The sequence below is a fragment of the Alicyclobacillus sp. TC genome (assembly GCF_016804365.1).
GTDB classification, from domain to species: domain Bacteria; phylum Bacillota; class Bacilli; order Alicyclobacillales; family Alicyclobacillaceae; genus Alicyclobacillus_I; species Alicyclobacillus_I tolerans.
The window spans coordinates 1,399,831-1,421,894 of the sequence record NZ_CP044434.1 but is presented as its reverse complement, the minus strand read 5'-3'; the positions used below and the strand labels follow the sequence as shown (position 1 = coordinate 1,421,894).

At 44.3% G+C, this 22,064-nt stretch carries 20 protein-coding genes and 1 riboswitch; of the genes, 14 read left to right on the top strand and 6 right to left on the bottom strand.

The window, feature by feature from the left end:
- Nucleotides 1–31 precede the first annotated feature (31 nt).
- From fabL to rdgB, 4 genes are all read left to right on the top strand, one after another.
- A complete protein-coding gene (gene fabL, locus FY534_RS06930) occupies nt 32–805 on the top strand; it encodes an enoyl-[acyl-carrier-protein] reductase FabL (RefSeq protein ID WP_072873151.1) in 774 nt (257 codons plus the stop codon).
- A 114-nt stretch (nt 806–919) separates the two neighbouring features.
- Nucleotides 920–1,372, top strand: coding sequence for a MarR family winged helix-turn-helix transcriptional regulator (locus FY534_RS06925; protein WP_072873152.1), 453 nt, complete (start codon nt 920–922; stop codon nt 1,370–1,372).
- A 25-nt stretch (nt 1,373–1,397) separates the two neighbouring features.
- Nucleotides 1,398–2,231 carry a glutamate racemase gene (gene murI / locus FY534_RS06920; RefSeq protein ID WP_072873153.1) on the top strand — a complete coding sequence of 278 codons (834 nt, stop codon included), beginning with the start codon at nt 1,398–1,400 and terminating at the stop codon, nt 2,229–2,231.
- A 33-nt stretch (nt 2,232–2,264) separates the two neighbouring features.
- Nucleotides 2,265–2,873, top strand: a complete 609-nt coding sequence (gene rdgB / locus FY534_RS06915; protein ID WP_072873154.1) for an RdgB/HAM1 family non-canonical purine NTP pyrophosphatase — start codon at nt 2,265–2,267, stop codon at nt 2,871–2,873.
- A gap of 120 nt (nt 2,874–2,993) precedes the next feature.
- Here rdgB and FY534_RS06910 read toward each other — a convergent pair whose 3' ends face one another.
- Complete coding sequence (locus FY534_RS06910; protein WP_238413430.1) at nt 2,994–3,776, bottom strand: HAD family hydrolase; 783 nt, start codon at nt 3,774–3,776, stop codon at nt 2,994–2,996.
- A 152-nt stretch (nt 3,777–3,928) separates the two neighbouring features.
- Here FY534_RS06910 and FY534_RS06905 point away from each other — a divergent pair, with 152 nt between their 5' ends.
- The 8 genes from FY534_RS06905 (at nt 3,929) to FY534_RS06870 (ending at nt 15,724) form a co-directional block, all read left to right on the top strand.
- Nucleotides 3,929–5,344 carry a glycine--tRNA ligase gene (locus FY534_RS06905; RefSeq protein WP_203114106.1) on the top strand — a complete coding sequence of 472 codons (1,416 nt, stop codon included), beginning with the start codon at nt 3,929–3,931 and terminating at the stop codon, nt 5,342–5,344.
- A 65-nt stretch (nt 5,345–5,409) separates the two neighbouring features.
- Nucleotides 5,410–5,598, top strand: a complete 189-nt coding sequence (locus FY534_RS06900; protein ID WP_072873157.1) for a hypothetical protein — start codon at nt 5,410–5,412, stop codon at nt 5,596–5,598.
- Nucleotides 5,599–5,712: 114 nt separating this feature from the next.
- Nucleotides 5,713–6,507, top strand: coding sequence for an SDR family oxidoreductase (locus tag FY534_RS06895; protein ID WP_203114105.1), 795 nt, complete (start codon nt 5,713–5,715; stop codon nt 6,505–6,507).
- Between the two features lie 116 nt (nt 6,508–6,623).
- Nucleotides 6,624–6,731: riboswitch (SAM riboswitch) on the top strand.
- 84 nt (nt 6,732–6,815) lie between these two features.
- Complete coding sequence (gene metH / locus FY534_RS06890) at nt 6,816–10,274, top strand: methionine synthase (protein ID WP_203114104.1); 3,459 nt, start codon at nt 6,816–6,818, stop codon at nt 10,272–10,274.
- A gap of 38 nt (nt 10,275–10,312) precedes the next feature.
- Nucleotides 10,313–12,247, top strand: a complete 1,935-nt coding sequence (locus FY534_RS06885) for a bifunctional homocysteine S-methyltransferase/methylenetetrahydrofolate reductase (protein ID WP_203114103.1) — start codon at nt 10,313–10,315, stop codon at nt 12,245–12,247.
- Between the two features lie 80 nt (nt 12,248–12,327).
- Nucleotides 12,328–13,092 (top strand): beta-ketoacyl-ACP reductase, encoded by a 765-nt coding sequence (locus tag FY534_RS06880; RefSeq protein WP_072873161.1) that lies wholly within the window; start codon nt 12,328–12,330, stop codon nt 13,090–13,092.
- A 44-nt stretch (nt 13,093–13,136) separates the two neighbouring features.
- Nucleotides 13,137–14,312 (top strand): MalY/PatB family protein, encoded by a 1,176-nt coding sequence (locus FY534_RS06875; RefSeq protein WP_203114102.1) that lies wholly within the window; start codon nt 13,137–13,139, stop codon nt 14,310–14,312.
- Between the two features lie 35 nt (nt 14,313–14,347).
- On the top strand, nt 14,348–15,724 hold the full coding sequence (locus tag FY534_RS06870; RefSeq protein ID WP_238413429.1) for a phenylacetate--CoA ligase family protein: 1,377 nt from the start codon (nt 14,348–14,350) through the stop codon (nt 15,722–15,724).
- Between the two features lie 15 nt (nt 15,725–15,739).
- On the opposite strand, the gene FY534_RS06865 is transcribed toward FY534_RS06870, so the two are convergent.
- The 3 genes from FY534_RS06865 to FY534_RS06855 all read right to left on the bottom strand — a co-directional run bounded on the left by FY534_RS06865 (nt 15,740) and on the right by FY534_RS06855 (nt 18,635).
- Nucleotides 15,740–16,879: a S1C family serine protease gene (locus tag FY534_RS06865; protein WP_203114100.1), complete on the bottom strand. Its 1,140-nt coding sequence runs from the start codon at nt 16,877–16,879 to the stop codon at nt 15,740–15,742.
- Nucleotides 16,880–16,968: 89 nt separating this feature from the next.
- Nucleotides 16,969–17,832, bottom strand: a complete 864-nt coding sequence (locus FY534_RS06860; protein WP_203115490.1) for an alpha/beta hydrolase family protein — start codon at nt 17,830–17,832, stop codon at nt 16,969–16,971.
- Entirely contained in the window at nt 17,829–18,635 is an 807-nt protein-coding gene (locus FY534_RS06855; RefSeq protein WP_203115489.1) for an ABC transporter ATP-binding protein, read from the bottom strand. Before FY534_RS06855 ends, FY534_RS06860 begins: the two co-directional genes overlap by 4 nt.
- A gap of 126 nt (nt 18,636–18,761) precedes the next feature.
- Here FY534_RS06855 and FY534_RS06850 point away from each other — a divergent pair, with 126 nt between their 5' ends.
- Nucleotides 18,762–18,914 (top strand): hypothetical protein, encoded by a 153-nt coding sequence (locus FY534_RS06850; RefSeq protein ID WP_165611934.1) that lies wholly within the window; start codon nt 18,762–18,764, stop codon nt 18,912–18,914.
- Between the two features lie 179 nt (nt 18,915–19,093).
- On the top strand, nt 19,094–19,408 hold the full coding sequence (locus tag FY534_RS06845) for a rhodanese-like domain-containing protein (RefSeq protein WP_072873167.1): 315 nt from the start codon (nt 19,094–19,096) through the stop codon (nt 19,406–19,408).
- 127 nt (nt 19,409–19,535) lie between these two features.
- On the opposite strand, the gene FY534_RS06840 is transcribed toward FY534_RS06845, so the two are convergent.
- On the bottom strand, nt 19,536–20,561 hold the full coding sequence (locus tag FY534_RS06840; RefSeq protein WP_072873168.1) for a cytochrome d ubiquinol oxidase subunit II: 1,026 nt from the start codon (nt 20,559–20,561) through the stop codon (nt 19,536–19,538).
- Entirely contained in the window at nt 20,558–21,922 is a 1,365-nt protein-coding gene (locus tag FY534_RS06835) for a cytochrome ubiquinol oxidase subunit I (RefSeq protein ID WP_072873169.1), read from the bottom strand. Before FY534_RS06835 ends, FY534_RS06840 begins: the two co-directional genes overlap by 4 nt.
- Nucleotides 21,923–22,064: the final 142 nt, after the last annotated feature.

Below are 22,064 nucleotides of genomic sequence, written 5' to 3'. Positions count from 1 at the left end.
CGGCTTACAAAGCGAGGGGGAAACGATTGGCATGAGCAGCCATAGCCAACAACGGCGGTATAAAGATAAGGTAGTCTGCGTGAGCGGGAGTTCAAGAGGGATTGGGAAACAGCTGGCACTTGCTTATGCACAGGAAGGTGCTGACGTAGTCATTCACTACTTTCGCAACGGCGAAGCAGCACGCGAAGTGGTAGCTGAAGTGGAGAAAATGGGCAGACGGGCGCTGATGGTCAAAGCTAACCTTGCTGAAGAACATAAAATTCATTCCATGTTTGACGAGATTGAAAAATATTACGGCAAATTGGATGTCTATGTGCATAATGCGGCTTCTGGACGAAATCGTAAGGCGTTAGACGTGGATGTCAAAGGTTGGGATTGGACGCAAAATGTCAATGCTCGTTCACTGCTCATAGCTGCACAGCGTGCAGTGCCCTTGATGGCTGAAGGAAGTAGTTTATTGGCCATATCTTCGTTTGGGTCCGATCACGTTTTTCCCTTTTATACATCTGTTGGAGCTTCAAAGGCAGCCATTGAATCTCTGATTCGCTATCTGGCCATCGAATTGGCGCCGCAGCGCATTAACGCGAATGCAATTTCGGCAGGAGCGGTAGAAACAGGCGCTTTGGAACATTTTCCGGAAATTGAACGTACTTGGGAGCAAGTGAAAGAGCGACTTCCATATCATCGGATGGTCACTTCCGAAGATGTGGCTCATTTGGCACTGTTTTTGACATCAAAAGAAGCAGAAATGATACGAGGTCAAACCATTCGCATGGATGGAGGCATTACACTGCTTGTTCCTTAGAGGGAATATTGAGGCGGGCAGAGGTGGTGTTTCGTTGATCTCGTCAAGCGCAGATGATACAATTCACTTCAATCTGTCACCCTGTCAAGAATGAAATTGAGGTGCTAGAACCCCATGCCTAACTTTCCGGATGACGTGGTAGAAATAGAATTTTGCCTGCGTCAGATTTATAGCATTGTCAAACGGCGCGGGCGGTCTCTTTTAGAACAGTATGGCATTACGCCTCCGCAATTCGATGCGTTGGTGATTCTAAATCGAGACGGCGAATTGACGATTGGTGATTTGAGCAATCGTCTTTATTTAGCATACAGTACAACAACTGACCTTGTTGATCGCTTGGAGAGAGCAGATTTTGTTGTTCGTATGCGCGATTCGGAAGATCGCCGGGTAGTACGAGTTCAATTGAAGGCTCACGGTGCAGAATTAATTGAGCGCGTCCTCGATGCTCGGAGGGCTTACCTTGGATCTGTTTTGCAAGCTGTCTCTGCAGAGGAAAAATCTCGCATATTGGAAGTCCTCGAACTCCTGAACAGGCGCATGTCGGAAGAGGTGCAGTTTAAAGGATAACATCCACAAGAGAAATGAGGAAAATATGTTGAACAGCAACGCGCCTATCGGAGTGTTCGATTCTGGCATTGGCGGTCTCACTGTGGCTACAGAAATCATTCGTGCTCTGCCGAATGAATCTATCATCTATGTGGGCGATCACGCTCGTTGTCCTTACGGTGAAAAACACGCTGATGAAGTTCGGCGCTATGCCGTTGAAATCTGTAATTATTTTTGTGCTTTAGGTGTTAAGTTAATTGTTATTGCTTGTAATACTGCCACTGCGGTTGCGTTGCGTTATTTGCAAATGCATCTCCCCATCCCTGTATTAGGTGTTGTCAAACCGGGTGCTGAAGCGGCTGTATCCCATTCCATTTCGAAGAGAATAGGCGTCATTGGTACGCCGTTAACTATAGAATCATGTATTTACACACAGGCTGTGCACCAACTGTTGCCAGAAGCGATTGTCCATTCTCAAGCTTGTCCTGCTTTCGTTCCGCTGGTGGAAGCGGGGAAGTGGGATGGAGCAGAAGTAGAATCTATAGTTCGTCAATCACTTGAACCTCTTTTGGAAAAAAAAATTGATACGCTCATTTTAGGATGCACGCATTACCCTTTATTAGAAAAAAGTATTCAAAAAGTAATCGGTCCTAGCATCCAAACTATTTCCTCTGCGCGTTCTGTCACTCAGTTAGTCCATTCGTTTCTGAGTGAAAGAGAGATGCTCGCCAACGGAACTTCTGAGTCTCGGCATATGTTTTATACGACAGGTCAGGAATCTTTTATGAATACGGTATTACAATCGTGGTTTGGTTTGAGTGGAGCAACTGTGGCTCATCTAGATATTCACGAATCCTTACAATCCATTTCTAACCTTTAATCTTGTGGTATTTTATAAAATTCAAATATCTACATGGAGGTTTTTTTTCTGCAAATTTGCGTGGCTACAAAAAATAAGCACAAATTCGAAGAATTCCAAGCTATGATGGGTAACTCATATGACTTGTTACCACTTCCGGTACATGTGGAGGAGGCGCCGGAAACAGGTCATTCGTTCCAGGAAATTGCTCTTCAAAAAGCGCGTTTCTATGCTTTACATACCCAGATGGCTGTGTTGGCGGATGATTCAGGATTGGTGGTACCAGCACTTGGAGGCAAACCGGGTATCTATTCTGCCCGTTTTGCAGGGAAACATGGCGATGATGCGGCTAATCGTCAAAAGCTTCTCATGGAGATGGAAGCTATTCCAGATGAAAGGCGTCAAGCCTATTTTGTGGCTGCACTTGTTGTAGTCGATGCAAATGGCAATGTGATGGCTGCAAGTGAGGGGAAGGTGCAAGGTATGATTCTTCGCAAAGAGCAAGGTAATGGAGGATTCGGGTACGATTCGCTTTTTTATTACCCTCCTTTGCATCACACATTTGCTGAGTTGCCTCCAGAATTCAAAAATCAACATTCTCATCGTACGGTTGCCTTACGTGAAATTTTGCGCCAATTGAAAGAGAGTTCAGCTTCCCTTTGAAAAAATTTTAGGTTCATCCTGTGAAATTTTCATTACAGCAAGAGCCAATGATTGAGCAGATTTTTGCTGTAGACGAGGAATGGAAGAAAAAATAGCTTTATAAACTTGTGACGAATGGATTTACTCAATGAGTTTCAAGTTGCGCAGCGCATGATAGACACCATCTTCTTCAGCGGGAAGAGTGACCATTTTTGCTTCATTTTGTATGTCCACGGAGGCATTTCCCATAGCTACTGAATATCCAAGTGCATGAAACATACCAATATCATTTCCACCATCACCAATGTGCAGGGCATGCTGTGGATCAATCTTATATTCATGCAGAATACTAAGAGCACCTAAATGTTTGTCACTATGGAGAATTTGCAAATCTACAGCCTGATTATCCCAACGGTAGACGAAACAGTCAGTGGCGGATTGTTCAATCAGTGAATCCCAATCTTTTTCAAAAAATCCGTTAAACTGATAAATCGGATATGAATGAATATCCCATTGATCTTCTAATAAAATTTCGATTTCGGGAAAATGGAACGCATCTAAAATCTCTTTGTACGGAAGATAATTTTGATTAAAAGAAAGCACGCGAGAGTCTGTATGCATGATAAAAGGATGGCCGTACTGTTGTAACAGGTCGATCAGCGATTGGGTCGTTTCAGTGGAAAAAGGCGTCGAGTAGACGGTTTTTTGCTGGGCTATAGCCAAACTGCCATTAAAATATACACCGTTTTGAATCTGTAAAGCAGATTGGATGTTTTTCGCATGAATATAGGAACGCCCGGTGCAGAGTGAAACAGGGATGTTTTTTCTGTGTAATTGCTGTACAGCTTGAACAGCACTATCAATTAACTGTCCCTCAGTGTACAAAGTTCCATCAATGTCGAGAAATACCATGCGAATATCCAAAACCTTCATCGACTCCTTTAGACGCGATCGGGCTCTATTATACATTGAATGTTCTTTATTCTAAACTTTTTACTGGTATTGAATTGCACGAGTTGCTACTCTTCTGTATCATATCCACAATAAAGAAAGCAGAGAAATTGGAGGAAACCAGCATGCCCGTTACCATGGAACAGTTAGTCTCTCTTGCCAAACGTAGAGGTTTTATTTTCCCTGGCTCAGAAATTTATGGTGGTTTAGCGAATACCTGGGATTACGGGCCGCTTGGAGTCGAAATGAAAAATCGTATTAAGCAAGTATGGTGGAAAACGTTTATTCAGAATCACACCTATAATGTTGGACTGGATTCGGCTATTCTCATGAATCGACAAGTTTGGGTTGCTTCCGGACATGTGGGCAACTTTAACGACCCCATGATTGACTGTAAACAGTGCAAATCACGTCATCGAGCGGATAAGTTGATTGAATCAGCAGCTGAAGCACAAGGTCAAGAAATATCGGCAGATGGTTTGCCGTTTCAAGAAATGGAGCGACTCATTCAAGAATGGAATGTAAAATGCCCTGATTGTGGAGCGCAAGATTTTACGCCCGTGCGGCAGTTTAATATGATGTTCAAAACATTTCAAGGTGTGACAGAAGAAAGTTCCAATGAAATTTTTTTAAGACCAGAAACAGCGCAGGGTATCTTCGTGAATTTTATGAATGTCCAAAGAACTATGAGGAAAAAAATTCCCTTTGGCATTGGCCAGATAGGAAAGAGTTTTCGAAATGAAATTACTCCCGGCAATTTCACTTTTAGAACCAGAGAATTTGAGCAAATGGAGATAGAATTTTTTTGCAAACCAGGAACGGATTTAAGTTGGTTTGAATATTGGCGAGATTTTTGTTATGAATGGTTGATTGCTGTAGGTTTACAAAAAGACAATTTGCGTCTTCGTAACCACGCAAAGGAACAGTTGTCCCACTATAGCGCTGCAACAACGGATATTGAATATCAATTTCCATTTGGTTGGGGAGAACTGATGGGGATTGCCGACCGTACCAACTACGACTTGCGTCAACACGCCGAATATTCTCACGAAGATTTTTTAGTGAAAGAAGAAGGTGAAGAGCCGTATATTCCTTATTGTATTGAACCTTCATTAGGAGTAGATCGGTTGTTTTTGGCCATTTTTGCTGATAGCTATGAAGAAGAACAAGTCGCGGAAAATGATACACGGGTTGTTCTCCATCTTCATCCTGCCATTGCACCATTTCAATGTGCGGTACTTCCCTTATCAAAGAAACTTTCCAGTCAGGCAGAGACCATTTTTCATGAATTGAGAAATGATTTCTCTTGCGATTTTGACGATTCAGGTTCTATTGGCAAAAGATATCGAAGGCATGACGAAATCGGTACACCTTATTGTATTACTGTCGATTTTCAAACTGAGGAAGACGGTAAAGTGACTATTCGCAATAGAGATACCATGAATCAGGAGCGAATCGAAATTGGGCATGTGGCAAAATGGTTGAATGAACGTGTACGCTTTCCTGTGCTTAATGAACAAAAAAATCTGCCTGGGGTCTAAGACTCATAGACTTTTTCGGATAGCTTTTGTTAACCGTGGTTAACTTACATTTGGGGGGTGTAGTCATGGCCAATCAACACACCGAGAACCATAATCAAGCATTCTCAATGCCAGGGGCTTTGCGAATGAATCATCGGTTCGAGAATGTGGTTAGCCACAGCAATCAGGAAATGGATAACGCCCAAGTGACGCCTATTCCCTGGAAAGCGATTCATCGCGCCAATTTGCGTCATCTGGCACGTCGTTCTACCTGAGCCCTGCCCATGAGTGCCATTCGGGGAGTTGTCCTCCCTGAATGGCCTTTTCTTCAAACTGATTCTATCGCCACTACTGAATGATTCAAATGAGACATTCAAGGAGGTTATGAAATGGATCTTGGTATACAGGAAAAAACGGCGCTTGTTATGGCTTCAAGTGAAGGTCTGGGTTATGCAGTGGCAAGGCAACTGGTTGCGGAAGGTGCGCGTGTTGTCATGACATCGCGATCGTCAGAAAAAATTGAGTCCGCTGCTGCAAACATTCGCAATGAATTTTCCGGCGCCGAGATTCTTACTTTCGCTTGCGACGTTTCTCGAGCTGAATCCTTGCAGCAGTTGTTTGCGTTTGTACAAGAGAAAACTGGCGGAGCAGATATTTTGGTACAAAATGCTGGCGGCCCACCAGCGGGTGATTTTCAATCGATGACAGAAGATTCGCTCTGGGAAAAAGCATTCGAATTAACGCTTATGAGCTTTGTCCGATCCGTTCGACTGGCGTTGCCTCATATGAAACGTAAACAGTGGGGAAGAATTGTTGCTATTACATCGTCCAGTGTCAAACAGCCCATTTCCAATCTTGTACTATCCAATGTCTTTCGGACAGGAGTGGTGAGTCTTTGTAAGACACTGGCTGCGGATTTAGCTCCTGAACACATTTTAATCAATGCTGTTGGACCAGGGAGAATTCATACCGCCCGTATTGACTATCTCGATCAAATCGCGGCTCAACGTTTAGGCCAATCTATGGAAACCTATCAAAAAGAAGCACAGGCGAAGATTCCTTTCGGTCGCTATGGAACGCCAGAAGAATTTGCTGCAGTAGTCGCTTTCTTGGTTTCGAACGCCAATGGATATACCACTGGACAATCTTTGTTGATTGATGGCGGACTGGTAACGTCTCTCTAATGACAATCCGTAAGCTTTATGCTATGCTTTTAGAAAATTGTGTTGTCTATTGATCTCCAAGCAGCAGTTAGCGTCGCAGTCAACTGAAAAAAGACGCTAAAATTACATACATCACACCTTTATCAAGAGTGGCAGAGGGACTGGCCCAATGAAGCCCGGCAACCGCGCAGCAGTGCAAGGTGCTAATTCCAGCGAGTCGCGGGTGCGGACTCGAAAGATAAAGGTTCGCAGCATGTATCAACGCTCCCGTTTTCGGGAGTGTTTTTTGATAGTCATGGAAGATAGAGAAAGAGTGGTGCAGAAATTACATGAATCTAGTCCATACTGCTTCTTTGCAGGAACTTCTTGAACAGCGGATCCTTATTTTGGATGGGGCCATGGGAACCATGATCCAGCAAAAAAATCTGACAGCCGAAGCGTTTGGTGGAGAAGCGTATGAAGGTTGCAACGAGTGGCTGTCGAAAACACGTCCCGATCTTATTCGTTCGATTCATGAGGAATATTTAGCAGCAGGAGCAGACATTGTCTCTACCAATACATTTGGCTCCACGTCTATCGTCCTTGCCGAGTATGGACTATCAGCGTATGCCCGGGAATTAAATTTGTGTTCGGCCAAGCTTGCCCGAGAAGCTGCCCATCATTTTTCATCACCTCAACAGCCAAGATATGTAGCGGGCTCTATGGGACCTACCACGAAAAGTTTGTCTTTGACAGGTGGTGCCACTTTTGCCGAATTATTGGCTGCTTATGAAGAACAAGCACTGGCCTTGCTTGAGGGTGGTGTCGATTTACTGTTGCTGGAAACTTCTCAGGATATGCTGAACGTGAAAGCAGCAGGCTTGGCTATTCAGTCAGCATGGAAAAAATTTGGCAGGCGTGTGCCTGTAGTCATTAGCGGAACGATTGAAGCGATGGGAACCACACTGGGTGGACAAACCATTGACGCATTTTATCTCTCAGTCGAACACCTGAAACCGTTGGCGGTAGGACTCAATTGTGCGACCGGTCCAGAATTTATGCGCGATCACGTTCGTACATTGGCAGAACTGGCCACCTGTTCTATTTCCTGCTACCCAAACGCGGGTTTACCTGATGAATCGGGTCATTATCATGAAACACCAGAGAGTTTCTCACGCAAGATGGAGGATTTTGCAAAAGAGGGTTGGCTGAATATAGCGGGCGGTTGCTGTGGAACCACTCCCGATCATATTCGGGCTTTAGCTTCACGCATTGCAGGCTATGCTCCCCGACGTGTTCCTAAGCACCATCCTCATGCGGTGGCGGGTCTCGAATCTGTTCTTCTGGAACCAGAAAATCGACCCATTCTTGTTGGCGAGCGAACGAATGTCATTGGTTCGCGAAAGTTTCGCAAATTGATTGCTGAAGGCGAAATGGACGTTGCTTCTGATATTGCTCGCGCACAGGTGCGGGCTGGAGCACAAATTATTGACGTTTGCCTGGCCGATCCCGATCGTGACGAACTGGCTGATATGGAGGCTTTCTTGCCTAAAGTGGTGCGTAAAGTTCGAGTACCGTTGATGATTGATTCCACCGATGCGGCAGTAGTGGAATTAGCGTTGCAACATGTTCAAGGCAAGGCGATTATCAACTCTACCAATTTGGAAGATGGAGAACCACGTCTGGCGAAGTTTGCTGAACTAGCCAAACGTTATGGGGCAGCACTTGTAGTAGGAACGATTGATGAAGAAGGAATGGCTGTCAGCCGGGAGCGCAAGTTGGCTATTGCGAAACGTTCAGTGCAAATTTTAACCGAAAATTACGGACTTGCTGCCGAAGACATTTTAATCGATCCACTCACTTTTCCGGTGGGTACAGGTGATGAGAAATATATCGGATCGGCTAAAGAGACGATTGAGGGGATTCGACTCATTCATCAAGAGCTTCCAGAGTGTCCGCAAATTCTTGGTATCAGCAATGTTTCTTTTGGTTTACCTCCAGCTGGACGAGAAGTACTCAACTCTGTCTTCCTCTATCACTGTACGAAGGCGGGACTGGGTTACGCCATTGTCAATACACAAAGTCTACAACGTTTTTCAAGCCTCTCGGACGAGGAGCGTCAACTTGCAGAAAAATTGTTATTTGAAACGTCTGATGCAGTGGTAGCGGAGTTTACCGCTTTTTATCGAGAAAAAAAACAGCATGTGGCTGTAGAACGTTCTCAATTGTCGCTTCTGGAACGTATTGCTCATTATGTGGTAGAGGGCAGTAAAGATGGATTACTGCCTGATTTAGAAGAGGCATTGCAGACAATGACGCCACTGGAAATTATTAATGGACCACTGATGGATGGGATGAACGAAGTAGGAAGACTTTTTAACAATAATGAATTGATTGTAGCGGAAGTTTTACAAAGCGCGGAAGTGATGAAGGCAGCAGTGGCTTTTCTGGAACCGAGAATGGACAAGTTGGATTCAGCTAACAAAGGGACGGTGATTTTAGCCACTGTCAAAGGTGATGTTCACGATATTGGAAAAAACTTGGTAGAAATTATTCTTTCCAACAATGGTTACTATGTACACAATTTGGGTATTAAAGTTCTTCCGGAGACTCTAATCGCTGCAGCTCGCGAATATCATCCTGATTTTATTGGCCTCTCTGGTTTACTTGTGAAATCTGCCCAACAGATGGTGATTACAGCTGAGGAATTATCGCGAGCAGGCATTACGATTCCGCTGCTTGTAGGTGGTGCGGCACTGACCAAAAAATTCACAATGACCAAAATCGCGCCCGCCTATAGTGGAACCGTCATGTATGCCAAAGATGCCATGGATGGATTGGCTTTGGCGAATGCATGGCAAGATGAGGGAACTCGAGAAACGTTGACGGAACAGTTATCGAAAGAACAGGAAATGTTTCGCAGTCAATCCCATCCAGTACCTAAAGAGGAACCAGCGGATTCCATACGTTTATCCGATATATCCAGCGAGGCGCCAGTATTTCAGCCTCCTGACTTGAGAGATCATCTTTTGCGGCATTATCCGATAGAACAAATTATGCCTTATCTTAACTGGCAAATGTTGCTGGGTAAGCATCTTGGCTTGTCGGGGAATGTAGAAAAACGGCTCGCCGATGGTGATGAAAAGGCTACGCAACTGAAAGAACTCGTAGAAGATGTGATTCGTGAGTCGATTGCAGATGGAAGCTTGCAAGCTCATGCCGTATATCAATTTTTCCCAGCCGTAGGTAATCGTTTAACAGGGGAGATTTCCATTCTTTCCGCGCCGCATTCTTCTGCTGATGTTCTTCATGTGCTGCAATTTCCTCGTCAACGTGGAGGTTCTCATCTTTGCTTGGCAGATTTTTTGCGCGAAAAAGGTTCGGGAAGCATTGATTATATCGCAATGTTTGCCGTCACAACTGGGGCGGGTATACGTGAAAAAGCGGATCGGCTAAAAGAAAAAGGAGACTATCTGCGTTCTCACGCACTAGCAGCATCTGCCCTGGAACTTGCGGAAGCTTTTGCTGAGCGGGTGCACCATATGATCCGCGATATATGGGGTTTTCCCGATCCATTGGAAATGACGATGAGAGAACGCTTTATAGCTCGTTATCAAGGCATTCGTGTATCGTTTGGTTATCCTGCCTGTCCGGATTTGGAGCAGCAGGAAACTCTATTTGCGCTGCTCAAACCGCAACGGATAGGCATTCAATTGACAGACGGTTACATGATGGAGCCGGAAGCTAGTGTCACTGCGCTCGTTTTCTCACATCCGGAAGCGAGATATTTTAATGCAGATGCAGAATAAATCCAGAGAGAATAAAAGCTGGGTGAGGGGAGATCAACATGGAGAGCAACGTTTGGAAGGCGGTTCCTAACGTCATAGGCAAAGACGGACAGGCGTTTATTGTGACGGATGGTGCCATGAGCACCTTTTTGCATCAAATTGGTCTACCACTTGGCGTTTTGCCAGAGCAGTTAAATTTGGAAAATCCTGAACAGGTTCGTTCTGTCCATGAAGCTTATGTCAACGCAGGTGCTACTTTGATTCAAACCAATACTTTTTCAGCAAGTCGCTTTGCACTTTCCCGCGTCGGCATAGAAAACCAATTCTTTCAAATTCACTTGTCAGCAGTGAATTCTGCTAGACAGGCGGCTGCATCACAAGCGGCTGTTTTTGGTAGTATTGGCGCACTACCTGTTGAATTTATTCACGAGAACGCATTGTCACCGGAGCGCATGGAGCGTGAATATCGCCGTCAAATTGCAGAGCAAGCGGAAGCGCTTTTGCAAGCTGGAGTGGATGGATTTGTTTTAGAAACGTTTGCGGAGAGTGAGTGGGCTTATTGGGCTCTTTCAACAGTACGATCTTTAACAAATTTACCCATCATTGTTAATCTTTCGCCAGATGAAATAGGGGTAACCCGCGATGGTATGGAAATTGGGCATGCCTTTCAGTGGCTTCAGCAAGCTGGTGCCGATGCGGTTGGACTGAATTGTCGGTTAGGACCGTATGGTATTTTACGCTCTTACGAATCTCTTCATTTAGAAAAAAATGGTATGTACGCAGCTATTCCCAATGCTGGTTTGCTGCATTTTGAAGAGGGTAAGTACGCCTATACGGGCAACGCGGAATATTTTTCCAAAACTATGCTTGATTTAGCGCAGCATGGGGTACGGATTCTAGGCGGTTGTTGTGGAACAACTCCTGAACATATTCAGCGTTTGCGGAAAGTATTGGAGGAGACCGTTTTCAACGAATCTTCAACACAATCCGTTCTGTCTGCTGGCAAAGGGGAAAAATCTGGTGAGACTAGCGTATCTGATTTATCCGAAACACCCAAGATTGAAGCGAAAATAGAATTGCTTTCCAATAGAAATCAATCTCTCGTTGAAAAAGTCGCTCAAAAACGAACCGTCATTGTCGAACTCGATCCACCTAAAACGCTGGATTGCTCTAAGTTTTTTCGCGGTGCGTCGATTCTGGCCGAATCAGGTGCCGATTTTCTCACTCTTGCCGATAATTCACTAGGTTCAATTCGTGTCTCCAATCTTGCCTTAGCAGCCCTGCTCAAGCAACGAGGAATTGAACCTCTGGTGCATATAGCATGTCGGGATAGAAATCTGATTGGACAACAGTCGCATTTAATGGGGCTATACGTATTAGATATTCATCATATTTTGTTGGTTACGGGCGATCCGTCTCGTTTCGGCGACTTGCCGGGCGCAACCTCTGTCTTTGATGTTTCATCGACAGAATTGACGCGTATGGTCAAGCGCCTTAATGGCGGTATTGGTTTTTCAGGAATGTCGCTTGAACCTGCAAGTCGCTTTGTCATCGGTACATCGTTTAATCCGCATGTACGCAATTTTGACAAGGCGGTAGAAAGATTGCGACGAAAAATCGAGGCAGGCGCGGATTACATTATGACCCAGCCTGTATACGATGTGAAATTGATCAAAAGGTTGGCAGAAGTAGCCAAAGATTTAACCGTACCGATGTTTGTAGGAGTTATGCCTTTAGTCAGCGCGCGCAACGCTCAATATTTGCATCATCAAGTTCCAGGTATACAAATTCCTGAGACTATTTTACGCTTGATGGACGAAGCTGAACCAAGCCAAGCGTTGCACGTCGGAATGGATATAGCGCGTGAATTAGTGAATTCAGTATTAGAACATTTTCGTGGAATTTATTTAGTGACTCCCTTCCTTCGCTATTCTCTCACAGCGGAATTGACGCGTTACGCAAAATCCCTGAATCATCGTAGCATTTCCGTTTGAAACACGATAGAATCAAAAGGAGATAGAGGAGTACTTGCATAGAATTATAGTCTGATATTTGCTGCAAGGAGAGGATGCAAATGGGTCGATTTACGGGCAAAGTTGCAGTTGTAACAGGAGCGGCTCGAGGTATTGGGCAAGCCACAGCCATGGTTTTAGCGCGAGACGGAGCCAAAGTGGCAGTGTTTGATTTGAAAGAGGAGTTTTGCTCAGAAACTGTTCAAAAAATCCAAGAAGCTGGTGGCGAGGCATTGGCTGTTAGCTGTCAGGTTTCTGATAAGCAAAGCGTTGAGCAGGCGTTTCAAAAAGTTGTTGATCGTTTTGGAACGGTACATATTCTTGTCAACAATGCGGGAGTCATTCGTGACAACCTATTATTCAAGATGACAGAAGAAGACTGGGATACGGTCATGAATGTGCATTTGCGCGGCAGTTTTTTATGCAGCCAGGAGGCCCAAAAACTGATGGTTGCCCAACGTTACGGAAAAATTATCAATACCAGTTCTACTTCTGCGCTTGGAAATCGGGGTCAAGCCAACTATGCAGCAGCAAAGGCAGGCTTACAAGGATTTACTAAAACATTGGCTATTGAACTTGGTCCCTTCAACATCAATGTTAACGCTGTAGCACCTGGTTTTATTGTGACAGATATGACCAAACAAACGGCAGATAGAATCGGCATTGACTTTGAAGAAAATCAACGTCGTGCGGCAGAAATTATCCCTTTGCGCCGTGTGGGCCGCCCAGAGGATGTAGCCAATGTCACCGCGTTTTTAGCCAGTGATGACGCCAGTTACGTGAGTGGACAGGTCATTTATGTACATGGTGGCGGACGGCAGGCGTAAATGGTCTTCCTTGAAAGAGCCGCAGCAGGAGAGGAATAGCAAATATGACTTACTCATTTGACGAAATCATCCCTCGCCGGCATACTGCGTCTTCCAAATGGGATACGTTGCAAAAAAGGTTTGGCAGGGATGATATCCTGCCCCTGTGGGTAGCGGATATGGATTTTTTATCACCTCCAGAAGTGCAGCAGGCGCTCATGGAACGAGTGAAGCACGGGGTTTATGGATATGCCATTCGTCCAGATTCGCTCTATGAGAGCATTCAAAATTGGTTTGCCAAAAGGCATCAGGTTCACTATCAACAAGATTGGATTCTTCCTTCACGAGGCGTTGTCCATGGTTTGGCCATGGGCATTCGGGCCTGGACCGAACCTGGGGATGGAATTGTTATTCAGCCACCTGTTTACTATCCGTTTCAGTTTGTGATCGAGCGGCAGGGGCGCAAATTGTTGGAAAATCCTTTGATAGAGCATCAAGGCAAATACACCATGGATTTCGACCATTTGCGAAGCTTGTTCTCCAAAGAGCGTCCTAAGTGGCTGATTTTGTGTAATCCACATAATCCAGTAGGTCGTGTTTGGTCGAAAGATGAATTGTTGACACTTGCCAAGCTTTGTGATGAATACGACGTTCATGTACTTGCAGATGAGATTCATTGTGATTTTGTGTATAAACCTCATCAACATCTGCCTATGCTGAATGTATATGAACCTTTCATTCATCGTTTAGCCATCTGTATCGCGCCTAGTAAAACGTTTAATCTTGCAGGGATGTATACGGCGTTTATCGTAATTCCTGACGAGAATTTGCGACAACGATATTCGATAGTTCTCGAAGAAGCGTTTGTGCAAGATGCAGATATTTTTGGACCGATTGCCTGCGAAGCTGCATATCGTCATGGCGCCAGTTGGCTTGATGAATTGCTGATTTATTTGCAGGAGAACTATCGTTTCATGGAAGGGTTTTTCCAACGAGAATTGCCAAGTTTAAAAATATCCCCGCTTGAAGGTACTTATTTGACTTGGGTTGATTTTCGCGAGACGCATCTCTCCGATGACGAGCTTCAGAAATGGTTGGTGGATCAGGCAAGAGTGGGGTTGAATGCTGGTAGCATGTTTGGTACTGGTGGTGCTGGATTTCAGCGTATGAATATTGGTACCCCACGTCCGCTGTTAGCTGAAGCGCTAGTACAGTTAAAAGAAGCTTGGCCACCAGTATAAACGAGATCGCCAAGAAAGAAGTAGTGAGGATTTTTATGAATATGACCAGTCGCTTTATTCAATATGCTGTTTACCCCGCTATGAAACGCTGGCGGGGTAACCGTGTAATGGACAGAATTTCTGAACTGCAACACCATGAAACCATGAATCGCAGTGAACTGCGAGAGTTGCAAAAGTCGCAATTGCAGTCGCTATTGAAACATGCTTTAACGCATGTCCCAGCGTACAAAGAGTTTCAATATCTGCTTAATGAATTGGATAACCCATTTTATGTTTTACGGGAAATTCCACTTCTTACAAAACAGTCTTTTCGTCCAAGAAGAGATGACTTCCTTTCTGATACGGCTGACACGTCTTCCATTTTCCTCAATCGTTCAGGAGGATCGACAGGGGAACCTGTTACATTTTATATGAATCGTCATGCGGTAGAATATTCGGAAGCTGCTAGATGGCGAGGTTTGTCGTGGTGGGGCATCCGTCCCTGGGATCCGTGTTTGATGGTTTGGGGCTCGCCAATTGAATTGAAGCAATCTGCTATGATGTCTTGGCGTCTGAAAGAGCGTTGGCTAAAAAATCGTGTCCTCATTCCCGCATTTGCATTGCAACCGGAGAGAATGCTGGAATATCGGTCGCTTATTGAGTCGTTCCAACCTGTCTATCTTTATGGTTGGCCATCATCAATGGAAATTTTGGCCAGAGGTATTCAAGCTACTGGGCAACCGCTTCGCCTGCATCGTATCAAAGGTATTGTATCCACCGCTGAAGTGTTGACAGATGCCCAGCGAAAACTGCTGCAAGAAGTGTTTGGTGCTCCAGTTATCAATGAATATGGAGCTCGCGAAGGCGGCATTATGGGATATGAGTGTCCCCAGGGTAACATGCACGCAAGTGTAGACAACACTCTTATGGAAGTGGTCGACCCGCAAACAGGTGAGATGTTACCAGAAGGGAAAACAGGTTTTTTGGTCGTGACAGATCTGCACAATTATGTGATGCCGCGATTGCGTTACCGTTTGGGCGATATGGTACAACTGAGCAGTGAATTTTGTTCCTGCGGCCGAACGCTGCCTTTAATCCGTTCAGTCGATGGGCGAGAAGATGATACGTTTCTTAGAGGCGATGGCTTACTGGTCAATGGTCAGTACTTCACCAATATTGCCCGTCTATTGCCAAGTATTCAGCAATTTCAAATTGAACAAGTGTCTGTTGAGCAAATGATTTTGCGTCTGAAGGATAATGGGCAACTGAATCAACAGGACATTTCGGCTTTCTGCCAACAAATTAAAGATAAAATGGGCGATATACAAATCAGCGTAGAACGGCTGGCAGAAATTCACCCAGCCGCATCAGGAAAAATGCGAGTCGCGATTCGCTCTTTTCCATTACCTACTTCACTAAAATCATCATCTTGAGAAAATGTTCGCAGGTTATTCATCTTCTGGAAAGGTTCCCAGTATCAAAGGGATATTTTGTGCTCGTTTGTTTTCGAATACAGTCAGATAAATTTTTTGTCCGATCCGATACTCACTAATGGTTGATGTCAATTCAGATACGGAGTGGACTGCCTTGCCGTTGACGGCTGTTATCAGTTCAGCGTTGGACAAGTTGGCACTATCCGTTTTATGGATGCCACGAAGGCCAGCTTGAGCAGCTGGACCGTTTTTCAAAACCTGTATGACTAAAACGCCGTACGGAGCAGGTAGATGATAGTGCTGAGCGAGAATGGGAGTGACGGTGTAGCCAGTAATCCCTATCCACGGGTATTTAACTTGCTTACCCGAAAGCAAATCGGGCATCACTTTTTTTAGTTGATCGATAGGGATAGCAAATCCTATACCAATGGATCCCTTGACAGGTGAAACAATCATAGTATTGATACCAATCACTTGACCATTCGCATTAAGCAAAGGACCACCCGAATTACCAGGATTAATGGGAGCGTCCGTTTGTATTAAATTGTTCATTTCACGCTGGCCAATAGAGGGCATGCTACGGTGAAGTCCACTAATAATTCCGCTTGTGACCGTATCTGTCAATTGAAAAGGGTTACCAATAGCAATGACGTTTTGTCCGGGGCGAAGATCTGTGGCTGTTCCTAAGGAAAGTGGTCGATAGATATGGGTGGGAATACGTACTATGGCTAAATCATCCAACTTATCTGTGCCAAGAACTCTGCCTTGATAAGTCTGTGAGCCAATCGCTACTAACACAGTTTCGCTGCCTGCAATGACATGATCGTTAGTGGCTATATCTCCCTGGTTGTCAATAATAAAACCAGTGCCTATATCTTCTGTGGGTTCATTATCGCTGGTATGGTTTTGATGAACGCTGGTAATGGTGCAAATACTCGGCACTGCTTGTGCGTAAATATTCGATACGTCTCCCACACTTGGAGTAATGGAGGAGGGGGTATTGACGCCAAGTTGTATGGGTTGAATGGGAGTACTGCTAGCGCCAACTCGCATATGGCCACAGCCACTGAGTAGACATGCCAATAAAAGCGGTGCACTACTCCACAACGTCAGCTTAGAAAATTTCCTCCAATGTACAATTTTCTTTTCATTCATTTTCGTCAACCCCTCTTCGCTACGAATCCATCTTCTGTACGAAGAAAGTGTTTTCCGAATTGAAAAGAATATACAATCTTTTCATCATTCTATTTCTGACAGAGCCAATCGCACATTCGATTTACAGCAGCCTCATGAATCGGACGCGGCAAATGATGTCCAAGTCCATAGTAAAAATGTGTCACTGGATTTTTACCCTTTTCCCGCAAAACTTTTTCCATTCGTATAGCATGAGAAAAATCAACCTGTTGGTCATTCGTGCCATGTACCAAGAGTATTGGTGAATTCAACTTTGTAACGATGATCTCGGGTGATCTCGATGCATATCGCTCCGGATAACGTTTAGGTGTTCCGCCAACGACTCTCTTCAGCATTCGTCTCAAATCTATTCGTTCTTCGTATATGTTGGTCAAATGGGAGATACCACCCCATAGAATAAGTTTGTGTATAGAAGGATTGAAATATGCCGCTTGTGCAGCGTTAATAGAACCGCGAGAGAAACCTAATAATGAAATTCTATTCTTCTGAACAAAGGGAAGTGATTGAAGCATAGAAATAGCGACGGATACATCCATTGTTTCTGCTCCGCCAAATTCGTCGTTTCCATCGCTTTCTTCACTGCCACGATAGCATGGAGCAAACACGACAAAACCCAATTGAGAGAAATCATGCATCCATTCCAGACGAACCTGACCTACACGTCCAATTCCGCCTCTGCAATAGACTATTGCTGGAAAGAAATCTGCTAGCATGTGATCTGCTTTTAGTTGGAAGCGTTTAGGAAAATTTTCTGCTACTTTGTTTACTTTCAAACAAGGTCTATCTTTTTCTGGTAATGCCTGCAACAGATGGTGTTCTAGTCTCATTTCGTTCCATTCATATTCTGCGGGGAGGGAGAGGTAACCCATGACACAGTAAGAGTCGGATGGATAACGTATTTTAAAAATAGTCATATTTTCTGACCTGTTGGCACGGGGATTAAAAAGGGGCGGTTTTCACGCCACAGGACATCCACAGATAGATGCCATAATTTTGAGAGTGTAGCTCCCGTTAAAATCTCTGCAAGCAGTCCTTGTGCAACCAATTTTCCTTGATCCAACAGAGCTATATACTGAAAAGAAGGGAGAATTTCTTCAATATGATGGGTTACATAAAGCATTGTAGGAGCGTCTTTTTGTTGAGATATAGCAGATAAAGATTGAAGTAAAGCCTCTCGAGCAGGCACGTCAAGCCCTGCACATGGTTCATCCAAGATAAGTAGTTCTGGGTTCGATAGCCATGCACGAGCAAGCATGACACTTTGCTTTTGACCTTGTGAAAGAACGGAAAAATTTCTTTGAGCTAAAGACGAAATTCCCATCTGTTCTAATAAATCAAATGCTTGGATACGGATGTGAGTCGGTACCTCTTTCCATAAGCCAAACGAAGCAAAATAACCACTGCAAACCACATCAAGAACATTCGAGGAAGCACTGGATTGTTCAAGTTCGCTCAGCAGCGCAGCACTGATCCAACCAATTTTTTTTCGCAATTCACTAAGTTCTACCTTGCCCAGAGTTTCTCCCAGTACAGTAACACTTCCTTTACTTGGCCAGATATAGCCTGTTAACAGCTTAAGAAGGGTTGTTTTTCCCGCGCCATTTCTACCTACAATTGCCCAATTCTGATCGCGATCGACCGTCCAATCTATTTGGTCTATTAACAGGTTATTCTGACGTTTGACAGTGACTTGTTCTAATCGCACAACATGAGTCATGGGCGACTCTCCTTTGTTTGTGAAAATGAATTACCCGTAAAGAGTTGATTTTGATAGAATAGATACTAGGAAGGGCACCTTCCGCCTTTCCTCCTGACGTCATAGACGGAGGGAGGTGAGGGGTGAATGAGCATCTTTCGTTGGTTGGAAGCTTTCTGCGGCCTGTGTGTTGCTTTACTCGGAGTTTTAAAAGCTTTTATGGAGTATCGCAAAACTGCTGCAGAACTGAGGAAAACAGACGAAAACGAGGCTGCCGACCAAGCTAAGCCTCGCTCCTAGTACCCCGGCGGAAGGGCTGAATTGTCAGCCTCGCCCTTCCGCTATATGTTATGTTCAGAATAAAACAATCTGTTCTTTTCTGCAACTGCTTGTATGTCTCTGACTATGTTATATGAGTAAAATACGGAGACCTATATGCGAAAGTCTGTCATATGGCAAAGCTAAGGAGGTTCTATGCTATGGAAATTACACAGTGGCAAACCAATGATGTATTGGAGCACTTACAATCTAACAAGAATTTACAAATTATTGATGTTCGTCAGCCAGAAGAATTTCAATCCGGTCATATTCCAGGAGCGAAACTTATCCCTCTTGGTGAATTGAATGAACGTTACCAAGAAATTGAACCCAATGTGGAAGCTGTTATCGTGTGTCGTAGTGGTGGTAGGAGCAGTAAAGCTTGTGAATTATTGGCCAGTCTTGGTTATGAAAAAATTTACAATTTAGCAGGTGGTATGTTAGGCTGGCAGGGAGACGTTGAATCAAACATATGATTTTGATTAGAAAGATTCGTTATAAGCTTTACAGATACCAAGTCAAACAGACACCGATTTTGATATGCCGGTGTCTGTTTTTTTATGTTGACCATGAAACACGGATAGGAGAAAGATTTTTATCTATTTAGTCCTCTTTTGATACGTAAGCTCGGTTCTCTAAGAAAAGTCTCCAAAACCATATAAATCCTGGAAAGAGTATAGCAATTCCGAGAATAAGAACGACAATCAAGGCTCGAAACATTTCTGAGTTGGTAAAGCTGTCCTGGATGGTTACATATGGATAGATAAGATACGGTAAATGAGCCCGACCATAGCCAATCATCGCGCAGCCGTACTGGACAACATGAGAAACGACAGCCAAGCGAAAACGCAGATGTAAATTTTCTCTGGTGGATACGGTAAGGAGGTAACCGAGTACAAAGAAGCCTCCGGAGACCAAAAACCAAGGCCATTGGGAGAGCATGTCTTTTTCCAACCAAGGAGCTGACTGAGCAATCCAAAAAAAAGCAATAAAAGCCCATACCATGTTTATAGGACCTAACCAGATTGCTTGTTTGCGATATAAATAAAAAGCGGTTGAATCGTTTGCAATTCGCGAGTAGTCTGCTAACAACATGGCTGATAAAAACAACTCGCTGGTTAGACCTAACAAGATGTACACATAAGTGGTGGGACTACTGAACAGTTGTGTTAATGAAAGTGTCAACCGCCCATGGTTTTGTATGAGAAAGTTACCTTGAGCAATTGGGAACACACTCATGAGTAGAGCAGGGATGATAACGCCAGTGATTCCGGAGATAACTCGCAGAGGTTGTTGGTATCGATCAATCGAATGTGCGTAGACCATAAATACTGTTCGCAAGGTTAAAAAGATGAGAATCAAGCAACCGGGTACCAAAAGAATATTGCCAAACACAAAAGCAGCTGTTGGGAATAGCCCTACTAAGGACACAGAAAAAAGGACGAGAAAGACATTGGTGACTTCCCAAAGAGGAGATAGATAGCGGTTGGCGATGGTAGCTGCACTGGCGTGTTCTTCTTTAAAGAAAACCATCGCCCAAAAACCGGCTCCAAAGTCAATTGAACCTGCGATACCATAGATAAAAACGATGGCCCAGAGGAGGGAGATTCCCCAAATGGCTGCAGTCATGGAAGCCAAACCACCCTTCTTGGTTTTGGTGCGCTAGGGTCTATATCGTCCGAAAGTGGGTGACGTGAAAAATAAAAACGAAGTACGGTAATAGATCCAATGGCGAGTAATAAATAAAGCAGCATAAAAAGCACAAACATCCATCCTACATACGGTGCTGAGGTAACAGCGTCGGCAGTGCGCATGACATGGTAAATAATCCATGGTTGACGTCCTATACAAGCATAAATCCAGCCAAGTTCAATAGCGAGCATGGCAAGAGGGCCGGTCAACACAGTTACGCCCAGCATCCAATTGGGAAATGGATATTCATGTTGCTTGCGTAAGGTTTTCACTAACCAGGCAAAGATGGCGAAAAAAATTAACAAAGTTCCAATACCCACCATACCATCAAAAAACAGGTGCAGAAAAAGGGGCGGCCAAGTGTCGCGAGGGAAGGAATTTAAACCTAATACCACGCCATCCAGTCGCTCTGTAGCTAACCAACTAAGAAAATCAGGAATTTTTATACCGCCAATGACATCCTGTCGGGTACCGCTTACCCAACCACCAATGACAAGAGGCGCATGTGCTTGTGTTTGAAACAATCCTTCTGCTACGGCTAATTTTTCTGGCTGATATTTGGCTAAATATTTACCCGCAGAGTCACCGCTGATAGCAGCAACAAGACCAAATAGCCCGCCCAGAGCGAGCGATAGCATGAGAGCTTTGTATTGATGTTTCCTTTCTCTTTCAGTATGAGATTTTTTAAGCAATCCATAAGCAGCAATAGCCGCCGTTACAAATCCAACCGCCATATAAGCAGTCATCATCACGTGAAAATCAGAGGTTGGCAGAGCGCGATTAAATACAGCTTGCCAAGGATGGATGTCTACAGCACGACCGTTGACTAACCGGAATCCTTGGGGAGCATTCATAAATGCATTGGCATCAGTAATCAAGAGCGCAGAAGCGGCTGCTCCAATGGCAACTAATAAAACGCTCAGAATGCGCCAGCGGCGAGGAATACGATCGGCTGCATACACATAGATAGACATAAACAACGCTTCTAAAAAGAAAGCAAAAACTTCAATAAGAAATGGTAATGCAATGACCTGGCCGACCAACTGCATGAATTTGGGCCATAAAAGGCTCAGTTGTAATGCGACAGTGGTACCAGTTGTGATACTGACAGCTAATAATACGGTAAATCCGCGTGTCCAGCGCTTTGCCATGACAGCATAATCGTGATCGCCTGTAAGCGCATAGCTTACTTCAGCCACTGTAACCATAAAAGGAATACCAACTCCGAGTGTTGCATAAATGATGTGAAAACCCAGAGACATGCCAAATAGAGCTCTTGCAAGGTGAACGTGATCCAAAGTAACACCTCATTTTGAAATTGAAAATATTGAATATGTGGATATAGTTTCCATACACAAATCCATTTATGTATTTTTGGGAGAATGGCGATCTCGTTTCGCAAATATAACGTCCGATAATATATATTATGTTAAATTGGAG